Origin of the sequence: Pedobacter sp. GR22-10 (assembly GCF_026239715.1) — a bacterium.
Lineage (GTDB): Bacteria > Bacteroidota > Bacteroidia > Sphingobacteriales > Sphingobacteriaceae > Pedobacter.
In genome coordinates, this window is sequence record NZ_JAPIVR010000002.1 from 400,305 (window position 1) to 415,516 (window position 15,212).

At 38.5% G+C, this 15,212-nt stretch carries 11 protein-coding genes; 6 read left to right on the plus strand and 5 right to left on the minus strand.

Going from position 1 to position 15,212, the window contains the following annotated elements:
• Nucleotides 1-70: 70 nt before the first annotated feature.
• From OQX64_RS22550 to OQX64_RS09140, 5 genes are all read left to right on the plus strand, one after another.
• Nucleotides 71-283: a sigma-70 family RNA polymerase sigma factor gene (locus tag OQX64_RS22550; protein ID WP_416240473.1), complete on the plus strand. Its 213-nt coding sequence runs from the start codon at nucleotides 71-73 to the stop codon at nucleotides 281-283.
• A gap of 56 nt (nucleotides 284-339) precedes the next feature.
• Nucleotides 340-513, plus strand: coding sequence for an RNA polymerase sigma factor (locus OQX64_RS22555; protein WP_416240470.1), 174 nt, complete (start codon nucleotides 340-342; stop codon nucleotides 511-513).
• A gap of 2 nt (nucleotides 514-515) precedes the next feature.
• A complete protein-coding gene (locus OQX64_RS09130) occupies nucleotides 516-1,115 on the plus strand; it encodes a hypothetical protein (protein WP_265818537.1) in 600 nt (199 codons plus the stop codon).
• Between the two features lie 84 nt (nucleotides 1,116-1,199).
• Nucleotides 1,200-2,318 (plus strand): CocE/NonD family hydrolase, encoded by a 1,119-nt coding sequence (locus OQX64_RS09135; RefSeq protein WP_265818538.1) that lies wholly within the window; start codon nucleotides 1,200-1,202, stop codon nucleotides 2,316-2,318.
• The gene (locus OQX64_RS09140) at nucleotides 2,261-2,914 is read left to right on the plus strand and encodes a CocE/NonD family hydrolase C-terminal non-catalytic domain-containing protein (protein WP_265819042.1); all 654 of its coding nucleotides are present in this window, start codon (nucleotides 2,261-2,263) and stop codon (nucleotides 2,912-2,914) included. Before OQX64_RS09135 ends, OQX64_RS09140 begins: the two co-directional genes overlap by 58 nt.
• A gap of 580 nt (nucleotides 2,915-3,494) precedes the next feature.
• Here OQX64_RS09140 and OQX64_RS09145 read toward each other — a convergent pair.
• The 5 genes from OQX64_RS09145 to OQX64_RS09165 form a co-directional block, all read right to left on the minus strand.
• Nucleotides 3,495-3,932 carry a hypothetical protein gene (locus tag OQX64_RS09145; protein WP_265818539.1) on the minus strand — a complete coding sequence of 146 codons (438 nt, stop codon included), beginning with the start codon at nucleotides 3,930-3,932 and terminating at the stop codon, nucleotides 3,495-3,497.
• Between the two features lie 183 nt (nucleotides 3,933-4,115).
• On the minus strand, nucleotides 4,116-5,906 hold the full coding sequence (locus tag OQX64_RS09150; RefSeq protein WP_265818540.1) for a metallophosphoesterase family protein: 1,791 nt from the start codon (nucleotides 5,904-5,906) through the stop codon (nucleotides 4,116-4,118).
• A gap of 1 nt (nucleotide 5,907) precedes the next feature.
• Nucleotides 5,908-8,667: a hypothetical protein gene (locus OQX64_RS09155; protein WP_265818541.1), complete on the minus strand. Its 2,760-nt coding sequence runs from the start codon at nucleotides 8,665-8,667 to the stop codon at nucleotides 5,908-5,910.
• Between the two features lie 545 nt (nucleotides 8,668-9,212).
• A complete protein-coding gene (locus OQX64_RS09160; protein ID WP_265818542.1) occupies nucleotides 9,213-9,473 on the minus strand; it encodes a hypothetical protein in 261 nt (86 codons plus the stop codon).
• 41 nt (nucleotides 9,474-9,514) lie between these two features.
• Nucleotides 9,515-9,718, minus strand: coding sequence for a CinA family protein (locus OQX64_RS09165; RefSeq protein WP_265818543.1), 204 nt, complete (start codon nucleotides 9,716-9,718; stop codon nucleotides 9,515-9,517).
• Between the two features lie 962 nt (nucleotides 9,719-10,680).
• On the opposite strand from OQX64_RS09165, the gene OQX64_RS09170 reads away from it, so the two are divergent.
• Complete coding sequence (locus OQX64_RS09170) at nucleotides 10,681-15,183, plus strand: AAA domain-containing protein (RefSeq protein ID WP_265818544.1); 4,503 nt, start codon at nucleotides 10,681-10,683, stop codon at nucleotides 15,181-15,183.
• Nucleotides 15,184-15,212 lie beyond the last annotated feature (29 nt).

Here is a 15,212-nt window from a genome sequence, read left to right on the forward strand (position 1 = left end):
AAATATTAAAAAATTGAAGAACATCGACCTACATCAAACCTTCGGGCAACTAGTCAAGACGCACGAGAGGATGATCTATAAAATCTGTCGGCTGTATGGCAATACCGAAGAAGACAGGCAGGATCTTTTTCAGGAGATCATCATCCAGCTGTGGAAGGCCTATCCAAAATTCCGGGGAGAATCGAAGTTTGGAACCTGGCTCTACCGTATAGGCCTCAACGTGGCCATAACCCAGTACAGGAAACACAAAATAAACTTTATGCATCGGACATCGATTCGCTAAAGATAGAGCTACCTGAAGATTCATTTATCCCGGTCGAAGAAGAAAATCTACAGGCCATGTATCACGCTATATCCCGCCTGAACGACATTGAAAAGGCAATGGTGATGCTCTACCTGGAGGATAAGTCTTACGATGAAATGGAAGAAATCCTAGGCATAAGCAGCGGAACACTCCGGGTTAAGATGAACCGCACCAAAAAAAAACTACGCCAGATCACCAAAACAAACTAACAATGGAACTCGACGACTTAAAACAGGATTGGAATAAATCCACGCCCGCACATAAAACACCCCTTTATAACTTAGATGAGCTAACGGTAACGAAGAGTACCGGAGCCATCGAAACGCTGAAGCGCAAATATAAAAAGCAAATGATCCTATTGCCACTGGCGGCTACTTTTCTTGGGTCTTTCGCCGTGCAAAACCCCGTACTCCAGCGCAATGCATTTATCTGGTTTATCATTCCGCTAATGTTACTATTGGCGCTTATCTACTATCGCAGTTATATGCTTGTAGCAAAAATGGAGCAAACCAGTATGGAATCCATCAAAAAAAGCATTCAGGAAAATATTGAGCTGCTCGATCGGAATGCAAAACAGCAACTGTATTTCACCAGGTTCATATTGATCATGTTGATACTGATACTGGAGGCAACAATGTACTATCAGCATCCGGCAGCATTTGTCGCCTGGTCATCCCTTGGGCTGCCAATAAGGCTTGCTGCATACACTCTGGCCCTTTTTTTACAGCCCTTCATTACCAAATACTTTTTCGAACTGAATTTCGGCCGGTATATACAGAATCTAAAATCCCTGCTCAACCAGGCGACATAACCAGCGACTTCAAACTTTCAAAAACAGTATAAATCTGATACAAGATACATTAATGGCATTGCTGTGCCTTTTTATAAATAGACCATGAAAAAAACAATCATAATCCTTTTGCTGCTTATAGGTTTTGGCGCTACTGCCCAGGAATTTAAAACCACAGACAGCCTGGTTATCCAACTCAAGAGTGGAAATGAGCTAACAGCTATCGTTACACAGAACAGGGCCCTAAAAATGCCATTACCTGCCATACTTCGATACTCCATTTACGCAAGCATAGCATCTGATAAATTCTTCAACTCGGTTTCATGTGCACGGGGATATGTTGGAGTAACAGTTTACGTTAGGGGTAAATATTTGAGCAGACAGCAGGCAGATCCCTTTGCTCACGATGCGCAGGATGCATGGGAGGTTATCGACTGGGTAAGCAAGCAGCCCTGGTGCAACGGAAAGGTTGGTATGTACGGCGCGAGCTACCTCGGCTTCAGCCAGTGGGCATCGGTCAAAAGCCTGCATCCGGCATTGAAAACAATAGTTCGCCAGTCGGCTGTTGGGATCGGGGTCGACTTTCCTGCCCACAACAACATCAATCTTGGCTACAGCCTGAACTGGATACACTATACCACCGATAGCAGGTTATTGGACAACAAAACCATCTCGGAGTTTTCCGATCAAAAAAAATGGAACGCCGTCTTCAACACACTTTTCACAATCGGAAAATCCTTTGCCTCCCTCGATACTCTGGAGGGCAGGCCAAACGGGAAATTCCAGGAATGGCTGCAGCATCCGGCATATGACGGCTATTGGGAAAAACTAACCCCTACCCCTAGCGAATATGCTAAGCTCAATATTCCGATACTGACAATTGCCGGCTATTTCGATGTGGATCAGTCGGGTGCACTAGACTACCTGAAAAAGCATTACCACAACAACAAAAATACGGAACACTATCTGGTACTGGGGCCATATGATCATTTAGGCCTTCAAAATATGGCTATGTCGCCGACTGTGGGAGGCTATAAACTCGACTCGGTAGCCATTTTCAAAATTTACAAGCTAACATTTGACTGGTTTGACTACGTGCTTAAAGGTGGCCAAAAACCCGCGCTGCTCAAGAACAGGATCAATTACGAGGTGATGGGCGCGAATCGCTGGCAACATGCCCCCAGTCTGGAAAAGATGGACACAAAAAAACAAACTTCTTTTTAAATGCTGATCAAGGTGAAGCACCGTATCAATTAAACACGACCATAAATTCCAATAGTAATCCTATAGTGCAAACAATTGATTTTAAAGATAGAGCTAATACGGTTTCTGGCAATATAAACCCGCTGATCCTGGACAGTACAATAAATGTGGGCAAGAACAGCCTTGTCTTTGAAAGCGACACATTCAAAAAAAAGGTTACTATCGCTGGAGCACTTGAGGGTGAGCTTAAGGCAATCATCAATAAAAAAGACGTAGACATTTCATTTCAGCTTTATGAAAAAATGTCTGACGGAACTTACTTACAGTTGTATAATGACATGTTAAGGGCGAGTTATTCGAAGGATCATAGTAAAAGACAATTGATAATTCCTGGAAAGGCTACAAGCATCCGGTTGACCAACAATACGTTCTTCGTAAGCCGTAAGATTTCAAAAGGTTCAAAATTAATATTGGTACTGGGGGTACCCCTGGAACCTGGTATAGAGATCAACTATGGAAGTGACAAAGCTGTAAGTCAGGAAACAATTGCAGATGCCAGACAGGCAATGATTATCAGTTGGCTCCCACAAAGTTTTTTTACGCTTTCCGTTTTGTAACCCATCAAATATCCGGGACCAGGCAAATTGGCTGCTCTAACAACACCTGTAGCTTCACCTGATCCCCATTTTTACCGTTTGTAAAACGTGAGGAAGAATTAAACTTTGCTAATTCGAAGCTCAGATAGTAGAGCTCAATTTGATCAAAGCGAAAAGGAGGATATTAAGGAGACTATATATTGCTCTTGAAAACCTAAAAAAACCGGAGTAAAAACTTATAAAAGTGATTACTCCGGTCAAGTACCCAAGAGGAAATCCGATAGCTATCGGATCGAACTCCCACACCCATACAGGCGCCAGCCCCTCAAGATGGTGCGTCTACCGCCCCGATAGCAATAGGCATCGCCACCGTTATCGATACAGCATAATAAGCCTGGTTTGAATATCTTCGTCTTTTTTTAAGTTTTCTAATCAGCCATTCTATCCATTGATCGACGGGAACATAAGGGAAGATAAAGAAAAAAATAAAGGCTTATTCAAAATAGAATATGAAATTAAAAACCAAGATAATTCTACTAAAACCGCATATAAATAAAAATGGGCCATAAATTTATGGGCCATTCAAATAATATTAAGACTATTACTCGAATAAACGAGAATAGCTAGACTTGCTATGTTTGATCTTTGTCTCATTATGACCAATCATTCTGAAGGCATCCTTAGTCAAAACAGCCTGTCTCTCAGCGCCTTCACTACTAAATGATCTTGGCACGAAATCTTCGAGGATATTGTTCAATGCCTTATAGAAGTTAAGAAAATTAAAAAACCAGTAGAAGCGTTCATTAGGGTTTGAAACCTTTGTAAAGGTAAACACCTCATCATCTTCAAGACTTATAGAATGTTTCGAGATCACTATAATTTCATTCTCAAAATCATCAATAAACTTTCTCGCCACTCTCTCATAATCCTCACTCTCTGAATTTTTATTCAATCTTGAGCCTTGATAGTAGTTTATTAATGTGCTATAACTAGCGCCATCTTTTCTACGGAGATATTGAGATTTTAAAGCAACTTTCATTATGGATGAAAAAACTAATATTTATTTATAAATATTAACAATGCAAACATGTATTGGTTTGCATGCGCAAATATAAATAAATTTATAAATTAAAAAATAAAAACATTTATCTGAATATCAGGGCTATGCCATAATATTTGTGGATCTAAAAATGTTAAGTCTTCATGATATCATGTTTAAGGATCAAGAGCGCCAAAAATTTTCAGCAACCCAAAACGGCAAAATACAGTTGGCAAAATTTATATTTCTAAAATAATCAAATTCTTTATATTCTGTTCGTTCATTTGAAAATTTTTCTTCGAACCTCACAAAAAATTTATGACGAAAGACATCAAAAAGATTATCAGCGATATGGACAATCTCATGTAATCTTTCTTCGCGACTCATATTTGGATCATGAAGACCTACTTTCTCATCTTTGTCCACAAAAAAATCTAGGATCAAAAATCTGACAACTTTAATGCTTCCCTTTTGAATGGCAATCAGCCTTTCAAGTTCCCCCATGAAATCAGGTTGCGAAACACTGGTATAGATTTTTTCATCTTTTGCAACTATACATAATTCGTCTCCCAATGGTCTTTTAAGCAAATAACAAAAGGCAAAATGATTATCATAAACTAATTCGATACCAGTCACATGATTATCGTTCTCACATTGACTATTTAGAAACCGGGTTATTTTATTTCCTTCTCGCTTTGAAAACAGACCGCATATCCTACCTTTTCGCCCAGAATGTAAATTGTAATTGTTATTCCCCCTTAAAATTGGAAAATGATTATTATTCGGCAGTGGCACAAATTTCCAATTTTTATCGCTAGCCTCATTATTCCAGTAGCATCTATCCTGGTGTACGATTGCTTTATCAGCATTGATCCTCAAAAACGAAAACCAACCATTGTCCAAATTTGATTCCGTAGCTTGGTTATCAAATAAAAAACAGCCACTTTTTAACCCTATTGAGGAATCAGAAATGCGTTCAACGCCAATGGTCTTAGGGATATGTTCATGGCCCGAGAGTATTAAATTAGACAATTTCAATAGGCCATTCAAGTTATCAGAATTTATCCCCTCATCGTTACCATAGCTATAGTTTTCATTCCATTGGAGCCAATTAAGCGGATGATGCATACAGGTAATCTGAAAATAATCATTGAATTCCTCCTTTATTTTTAAGAACTCATCTATCTCGAACAGATTAATTCCAGATATCTGATTACTATATTCAGAAATGTTCTCTTTAATCTTTAAAAGCAACTTGATCATGTCTCCCCTATTCCTATCAATTTCCCACTCTGCATCACCAGCTTTTAATTCCGCCAACAGATTATTAAAACCGCCACCAAGCGAAAACCAGGCCGTGTTGAGCAATACAATGATCAATCGTTTTTGATGGTCTATGATATAGCCAAATAATCTATTTTTTTGATAGGCATTGGAAACCAATAACTCATCACCCGGCACAAGCTCAAAAAATGGTTTATACTTACCCTCTTGCTCATTCATTACCTTCTCCAAAAGAAAATCACTGTAATCAGAAAACAACAAGTTAAACTTATCCTCATTTTCCTGAAGAAACTCATAGCGTTCCTTGTAAAGACCTGCACGAGGCTCAATGCCCTTTAGATAATCGTTTAGAAATTCCTTATTCTTCCAATTTACATCATGGTTACCTGGAATAGTAATCACTTTTGGATAAATTCCAGCAGCTATAAATTCATCAAGTAACGGAGCTAGAAAAAATTGAAAAAATGCATCGTAATCTTCCTTGGTACCAGATTGAGCTAAGTCCCCAGTTAAAAATATGTAGTCTAAAGTTTTTCCGCTAACTAGATTTTTTTCAATTTCCGATTTAACCTGGGCACGAAACTTATTAAAATAGTTCCGTAGTTCAATAAATTTGCTTGAGCTAACCTTATAGTTAACCGAAAAGTGGATGTCGCTCAACCAAAGGGCATTTATATGATTTGCGTACATGTTACGAAAGATTTGAATAAGTCATAAATTTCTTTTTTCTTTTCAAGGAGAAATCCCAGATATGGCTTAAGGTATAAGCAGTTAATTTGAAATATTTGTTCATCGACTCGGTTGAGTCAAAAAACAAACCACCTGTTTGATCTACAGCGTAAATGTGTGACATATCCCCTCCCATAGCAAAAGAACGCATTGGCTTTCCAGTAAACCAATCTCTTCTTAACAAGATTGTCTTGCTATTATTTAAGGCAGCAATCTCTCTCAGTTTACTGAGCATAAACCACTGAATATGTAGCAATGAATCTGTAGGAATTAGGTTTGAAGAATCTCCAGCATCTAGTAACTCATAAGCAGCAATGCGCTTTCCAACATTATCCAATAGATTAGCTGGACTTTTAGAGCCCTTTGTCGAAACAAATTTTTTCAGAAATTCAGCAGCCCTACTAATGTTTCTATTTGTGAATTTGGTATCCTCGAATAATACAGACAGTGAAGTGTCGAATTTCGTTAAGAGATAATCTAAAATACCGTTCTTAAGTATCGCCTCATTTTGAAAAAAATCATTAAATTCTTTTACAGCCTGCTTTGTTTTTATAAAATGACGATCCCAAAACGTATATAATTCTGGAAGTGGGCAGGTGATCAATTTACTATCAAAACCAAAGAATTGATTCAGAAACAAGACACGAAATAGTTCTTTTTTGAAATGATCTTCATTCAAAGTACCAATTTTATCATATAGCCCAGCATTTTGCAAATTATAAGTCCAGAACCAATAATGAAATAACTCAAAATCCATATCATAGGTTACAATAAACCTAATGGCATCATTTATGAAATATTCGATGCTGAATAGATCATTTTCTATAAAATCCTGAAGAACCTTACTTTCGATATCGAAAACCTTGATTTTGTTATGATAATCATCATACACATCTCGAAGTCCAGTATCATCGATGTACAGCAGATTCAGAATTTCCTTGGTAAGTGTAGAAAACACAAATTCAGGAGAAGTTAAATGATGGATATAATAATTAATTGAAGAATAATTAGAAACCGTATCCTTTAGGTTTAATTGAACAATTGGGCCATATGTGTATGGCTTTTTATAGAAAAGATTACCGAATTCAATTGCAATTGTACTGTAGACCGACAATAGCTGTTGAATGGAACTGTTGAAATCTAGATCAAAGTCATTGATATCTTCAAATTGATAACCGTTCAACATTCGAATATTATATCCTTCCTGAAAGATCATAATCAAATGCATCAAATTGGTTTCCAATGCCTCAACATCCAGTTCTGGACTAAAAACGGAATTCTCCTCAAATCGACGGCTCAATTGTTTCGATGAGGCATTGATCATTTCGGTTAAATGGTCAATAAATATTTTAAAGTCCAGAAAAAATGGAAAAAGAATAATATCTTGAATCCCGTTATTATAGTTTGAAAATATCTTTAAAATCTTGGACCTGATCTGTCTGGATATTTTGAGAGATTTGAGTTTTTTATCCAGTTCACTAAAAGCCGAAATTTTCACACCGTTTGTAACTAGCTTTGATTGGAAATCCAATATCTTTCTATCAGTGTCCGTTTTTTCTGCAATATCTACCTCAGAAAATTTAATCTTTGTCCTAATTTTCCTAACGTGCTTGTAAAGCTCATTTCGATGCGCAAATATTAAGCGGAAGAGCTTGATATTGTCATTAAAGGATGGATTGGCTTTGTGAATATAATAGTCACTTTTACCAGCTAGTATAAAATGCTCAGTGTAGTCAAAAATGCCCTCAGAATATTCTTTTAAACAGTTGACAAGCATACTCATATGCCCAGGCTTTACCTGCCACTCAATCTCTGTTTTAAGTTGTATATTTTTTTCATAGAAATCTTTGACGAACTCTAATTCCTCTGCCTCTTCAACCAGATCAGCATGAACACCAAAATAAGTATGAGTGTCGGCGAATACATTAGCTTTTATTATTTCTTCATACACATACTCATCGGTAAATACAGTTTTGAAATAAGAGTTTTGAACAATCGGTCTTCGGTCAGAAAGATCTTGAACTGCAAGTCTGCGAAGATTTTTAAGTATTAAAGCAATGTCTGCAGGGTCATCCGCAAAAATAGATAAGGAAAGTTCAAACCATGAAAAAGATTGCATCAGCAATATTTCCGCAGGCTTTCGTTTATCTCCAATCTCTTTATTTACTTTATCTACAATCTTGTGAATCTGCTCAACGACATTGTTTAAGAAGAGATTACCATTTCCAATAAGAAAACCATTATTTAACTTCAGATTGGTAATACTTAAAAAATATCTTTTGTTATCAGTGAGCTTTTCGTTAAAAAAGTTTCTTAAATCAGCTCCTGAATGGAGTGTTAATCCTGTAAAGCTTTGAAATGTATGAGGAGAAAAAAGCGGTGGTGCACTACTCTCATTGGAGGATAACTGGGGTTCAAAAACCCGCTGAGCAAATTTAAAATTATCTATCATTGAGATGTAAGCGATATCATAATTACCAAGGATGTAATAACGCAATGGATTATAAAGTACATCTACTTCAGATTCTGCATTTGCTTTCCAATAATCGCCTTTGTTCACATCCGCCAAATACTTTGAAGAGCTTTTGCGATAATTGCCATAAAATTCTTTAACAATGCTATCATTGAATTCTTGCTCCTGCTCTTGAGGCATAGTAGCTAAAACAATGTGCATAGTTAGTTCTCCGAAATTAAGTCCGGAGTCTTTGAGAGTGCTATCCATCTATACTATAAAGGAACTATTTAGATTTTAAATGTATAATTAATTTATTTAAGCGCTCTAATGCAATTGAAAAGATTTATTAACAACAATCACTTTTTCAACAGGAAATATTTAAATCTGATTTTTTCTCAGCATATTAACGCTATATATACCAGTATTAAACTACACCTGCACAAACCAATACATTTGACCCCTTTACGCCAATTCACTAAATGCAGATAAGAAAACTTTACAACAATTTCATTTCTGGTGAGACGAGGTCAAAGTATTCTGTTTTATTCATTCAGGCATATAGGAAGGGACATTAGCCAAAAGAAGCTTACTTACCGGAATAAGGTGATTTTGAATATTTGAAGAAATCGGATTGTTAGCGGGGCCAAAAAAAGCCTCTTCTTTAGTTTTTTTTAAAAGCGGTTCATTCAGATTTTGTAAGATTAGTAATAGTGCCAATTTCTTAAAAAAGAATAAGCGTTAAATTTAATATTAGCCTTCAATAATGTCGCTCGTGAAATATTTGCGGCCGAACGTTATTAATGTAGATAGCCTTAATTTTCGATAAGCTCAAGGATTTTTTCAATGATAAATTCAACTGCCAAGTCCCTAATCTCATTGCGTTCATCGATTTGAGAAGACGGCTTCAATACTGTTTGGAATTGATAAAACGCTCCAAACCAAATGGCAACATAAACTTGACCCGTTTCCTTATCAATTTCGTAACCACTACCAGGCAAAGGCTGCGAGGCAACACCGGTGACGCTAACATAAATGCTCGCATCAGCATACTTTTCTTTAAGGCCAACACACATCGCTAATGTGACTTCAGCAGATTCCGCTGTATGCTTATCAATCAGATCAAAGAAACACCAAGTAAAGCAGTTTTTAAATCCCGGTTATAAGTTACAATACTCCCCTTCAAAACCGAAGAAGCACCGGAAATCGACGCAATGTTACTGGCCAAAAGGCCAGCAGTGATACTCTCAGCACATATAAGCGTTAAACCCCGCTCAATTAAAGTGCTATTAAAAATTTCAATTTTATTTCGTTCAATCATAATATATTTTTGCTGGTAATCTAGTTTATTTGCGATTCGGTTAGGAATGACAATCAATCCGAAGGTGGAAAAAACTGAAATAATCACCCAATTGCAAATATAATTAAGGCAAACGGCTTTTGATAACTTTTAAAAAATACACGAGCACAGATTCAACGGTACTACAAAAAATCCTGGCTTGCCTGCCATTGGTTAATACTTATAAAATAGAAACCCTTGATGTCCTTAGGGATTATTTGGTTCAGCACCAATTTTTCCCAAAGCCGCTCTAATTTCTTGCATTGATTTTGAAGCTTTATCAGCGTTTTCCACTTCATTGATTTATTGATAGCCAAGCTCGAGGTGCCAATAATACAAATGCAAATTAAACAAGACATCCATACTCACCGCTGTACCAGGAGATAAATAGGTCTGCCTTGCAAAATCAAGCAACTCATGAACCTAAGTATGTTTATGTTGCTTCAAATAAATTTCGCCAAGAAAAACTTCGCCCTCAGCGAGTTTCTAAGAAACAGCTCCTATCTCCAAATATAGTTCTTTTGCTAGCTAGTAGTGAGTCAGCGACTCTGATTTTTGATTCAAACGACTATAAGCGAAACCTAAAATCAAAATTGCAGTTAGCAGCATATTGCAGATAATGTCGTCTATCAGCTGCCATTAAGGAATTTGCTGCCGTCAATGTGGACAACCACCACCCGCTGACCCCATACCGCCGGAGATAAAACTTGAATTCAATAATTAATAATCTTGCGATTATAGATTTGGCGGAATGGGGACAACTGTACTGGTTTATCCACTATGAGTATTGAAATCATGATAATCTCAAAAAATCAGACGAGCGGCAATAATTCTGGAAATAAATCTTTAAAAACTATGCTAAATGTTACGTATCGACTGGGAATAACAAGTTTGAATTGAATCACAATAGCTGTACATTAGCGAAAAGCTAAATTGCACTCATTATGTCATCAAAAATTTTTCTTCAGGCATTACAAAATAAGCTCAAGGGTGGAAACTCGAGATCCATCCATCTCAATGCATTGCCTGGACGGTTTGCTACGCGATTGGATCTCAGGCAACTTGACCTTGTAGATGACAGTCTTTCAGAAAAATTTCTCTCCCTTTTATTGAACCGGTCAAGCTTTGAGTTTGGAATATCCTTTGACGCCCTGGATTTAAATGAGCATGATCAGGCCTCGCAGAAAAAGCTAGGCCTCATTTCCAAACGTCTGAATGCCATTATTATCGAAAATGAAGATTATTTTAAGGAGCATGGCACCAAAACCCTAGGTTTTGGTTACCCAATACTCATCAGGCGTTCCACAAAAGATCCCTCAAAGATTATAAAGGCACCATTGTTCATCTGGCCCCTGGATGCGATTAAATCAGAAAGCAAAGTCAATGAGTGGACAATTTTCCGAAATAAGGTTTTAATGCCAAACGGGCAGTTGGCCGAGACAGATATTCATGGGGTAAGCATTAATGAGGTACTCTTGTCCTTCATTAAGGGGGAGGACGATATTCTCCTGCCGGGGCTGAATCCAGAAGTGCTGGATGATATGCTTGTTGACCCGGAAGAGCTGCTTAGTGCCTGTTCCTCGGTGCTCAGTTCCTTAAATGCCGGTTCGGAATCACAGCATCTGGATGTTCTGAAACATAATTTCAAGAGCCCGATTAATGTATTACCTGAAGCAGGCGCGATAGATGATATTGCTAATAATAAGGCCTACATCCATTTTGGCGGGGTTTTCGGCTTATTCCGTACACAAAAAGAAAGTATCATCAGTGACATATCCAGATTAATCGAAAGATTTAGTGAATTTCAGTTTGATAGTTTAAAGGTTGACAACCTTTCAGACACACCTTTCAGTGCAGTTAGCACCGATCCGGCGCAGCAGGCGATTATAGGCACGCTCGGGATGGAAAGTAATCAAATCATCCAGGGTCCTCCCGGAACAGGGAAAAGTCAGTCCCTTACCGCACTAGTGACCAATGCTTTGGGGAACGGACTAAAATGTCTTGTTGTCTGTGAGAAAAAAACAGCTCTGGATGTGATTAAGCGAAATATTGAACGGACGCACGAGCCTATGGCGCAGCTGGTAGCGGTGATTGATGATGTTAATGAAGACCGAGAAGCAATTGTAGATTCTGTAAGAGAGCGACAAAACGCACTTCCTGCATACCAGCACACAATTCAGACGGCAAATCTATATGGCTCAACCAAGGATAAGCTTCGTACAGTTACTCAGGCCATCAACACGCAGCACCTCGCTTTAGCTAAACCTGTTTATGACCATCAAAACTGGAATCAGCTGGTTGGAAGGTTTTTGAAATTGAGGAATAAATTCACCGAACTTCCCCTGCGACATGACCTGAAAAAAGATAATTTTAGGTTTTTGGATGATCCCAGCCAATTTAAAGCTATACTAACTTGTCTGGGTAAAGCAAACAACCTTTACTCATCGGCGGCGCCTTATGCTGAAATATTCAAACCGTTATCGGATCAAATGTTTCAAGGCAAAAGTGTCGGTGAGGCAAGAATTATCCTCGAGGACTTCGTTTCCAATGTTAAGAACAAAGCTAAAGAGATTCAGCATACCATTGACCGGCTCCAGCAGGTCGGAAAGGAAGCTGTGGGGCTTTCCGCAATACAACTTCCTAAAGCAGTATTTGATGAAATTTTAACACACCTCCCCTATCTTGAAGGTACCGACTTATCAAATGGCGAATTTCCGGAGGTTTTTGCTTTAGAGCAAGATATTCAGAAAGCCATAACGGCTTTGCAAGTCGTCCAGCAAAACGGGCAGCAGGTGAGGAAAGTTTATACAGATGGGTTGGTAATTCATTATAATGACTACCGTGAAACCCTCAGTAAAGCGCTAAAATCTTATTTAAAATTTATCGACGATCAGCATTCTGCATATGGACAAGAGTTTTTTGCAAATACCAAATTTGCGCGTTTTAAAACTAATTTACTATCCATTTTCTCGGACAAGCATAAACAGATAAAGTTAGGCAGGCTTGAAGTTATTAACCGTATTGCAGGCATTCGGTCTATTCAGCATAAAAAAAACTATCTCAACCACAGCTATAACGATGAATTGATTAGCACGGATTTGAGCATTTATCCTGCAAATATCCGGTTATTGCAGGAAGAGTCCGAGAAGTGGTTTCAGGGTGTAACTGAGAAAATCACAAGTTACATTTCCCATATAACTTCAGAGCATAACCACCCGGACTTTAGTTCCGTTGGTGTCGAATTCGGAAAAATCATCGGGGAATATGATATAGCTATTTCTTCACTTACAGCAAAGGGACTTTTGGAACAAAGCTCATCACCCCTAGAATTGAACAGCTTGATAGCTACTATTCCTGAAACTACTGCGCAATTGAAGAGACATCTGAATGGATTTGAATCACATCGGACCTATCACCGCAAAATAAGAAATCAATACGCTGCCTTAACAGAGTCAATTCAGGAATTGACAACACAGGATGAACTAAGATTAGCGGAAAATCCCTACCTGGACGATCGAAACCTTGATTTCGCATCGACTTGCGTAAGGTCTATAGAAGCATTTGCCAAAACAATTGAAACCAGCCTTCATCATTTCAGAACTTATTTCGAGTGGCGAAATTTTTATTTATCCTGTACTAAGACTGAACAGAGCCTGATAGATACGCTAATAAGCAAATCAAACAGAGATTGGGTTGAAAGTTTTGAATGCTGGCATTTGTTCTGGGTATTGACACAAAATGAACCTCAACATTTACCGAAGGATGATTACGACATTCACCTTTACCAGAAGCTGAAAGGCGAATTTGATGGAAGTCAATTGAATAATATTATGGCCAAATGGCTGGAGAGACAGGTTGGTGCAGTTAGAATGTTCAAAGCGAAGGGAATGGGCATCAACAGCCTATTCAATAAAAAAGGTGCTAAAGGCATGAGAAGAAATTCACTCCGTACGATTGTGAAAAGTGAATTTGAACTATTTACAGACTTTTATCCGGTAGTATTGCTGAATCCATCTGTATGCAGTTCGATTATTCCTTTGGAGGAAGGCATATTTGATCTTATCATTTTTGACGAGGCCAGTCAGTTGAGACTTGAGGACACCTATGCCGCGCTCGTAAGAGGCAAGGCTAAGATTGTCTCAGGGGATAAGCATCAAATGGCGCCATCTTCTTACTTTGAAGGTAGCGCTGCATTGTTAGATCCGATTGAAGATGAGGTGGAAGGTGATGAAGAACCGGATAGCACCGTTTTATCGAACAAGACCAATTTATCCCTTGCGGATAGTGAATCTCTTTTGGCTTACGCTGTAGATCGAAATTTCAAAGAATCCTATTTAACGGTTCACTATAGATCCCAGCATCCCTATCTGATTGACTTCAGTAATCATGCATTTTACGGAAAGCGACTGATACCAGTACCAGCGAAAAAAGATTATGTGCCGATTGTATTCCAGCAGGTTAATGGTATTTATGAAAATTCTACCAACCGAAAAGAGGCATTGAGTGTAATCGCAATTTTGAAAGATAAAGTCGTCCAGAACCCTGAGGGCACTTATCCATCAGTGGGTGTGGCTACCTTCAATCTCTATCAACGAAATCTTATCTTGGAGGAAATCGGTGCAGAAAGAAGAATTTCTCCTGATTTTGATAATGTGATGGCGAAGCTTGGTGATAGCTTTTTCGTCAAGAACCTTGAAAATATTCAAGGTGATGAGCGTGATATCATTATTATATCCACAACCTTTGGTGATAGACCAAATGGAACCTTTTCGCAAAGCTTCGGCCCAATCATACAGGGCAAAGGGCACAGGATGCTTAATGTTATCATAACAAGGGCTAAAGTGAAAGTTTACATATGCTGTTCAATACCGGAAGAGTCAATTGGGCAATATCCTCAGCTCATCCAACGGAAAGGTAACAAGGGTCGTGGAATTCTATACGCTTATTTAGCTTATGCGAAGGCGGTAAGTGCCTCTAACGAAGATCAGCGCCTTGGGATTTTAAACTTACTAAGCCAATACTGTACCGACCAATATTACGACCGGGCAGAGTCTGGATTGGGCTCGGAATCCCCATTCGAGGACGAAGTCTATAACCGGTTAATTGCGCATATCGATCCGGCAAGAGTGGAGCAGCAATTTAAAGTTGGTGGATTCAGGATTGATATTGTAGTCCACCCAACCACCCCATATGGAAAAAGAATTGCGATTGAATGCGACGGAGCGAAATACCATACCAGTCCGGAAGCTTATGCATGGGACATTTTCAGGCAACAGCAGCTGGAAAAATTTGGCTTTGAATTTCACAGGATATGGTCCACGAAATGGTGGGATTCAGCGGACCGGGAACTGGAGTCATTACTAACCTTCATCAAAAATGATGGTACGGCAGATGACAAGGGACAGGCGTCACTTTTTGCTGACAACACTTCTGATAATCATATCTGAGAAAATGCTATGGCGAAAGTATTAGTGGA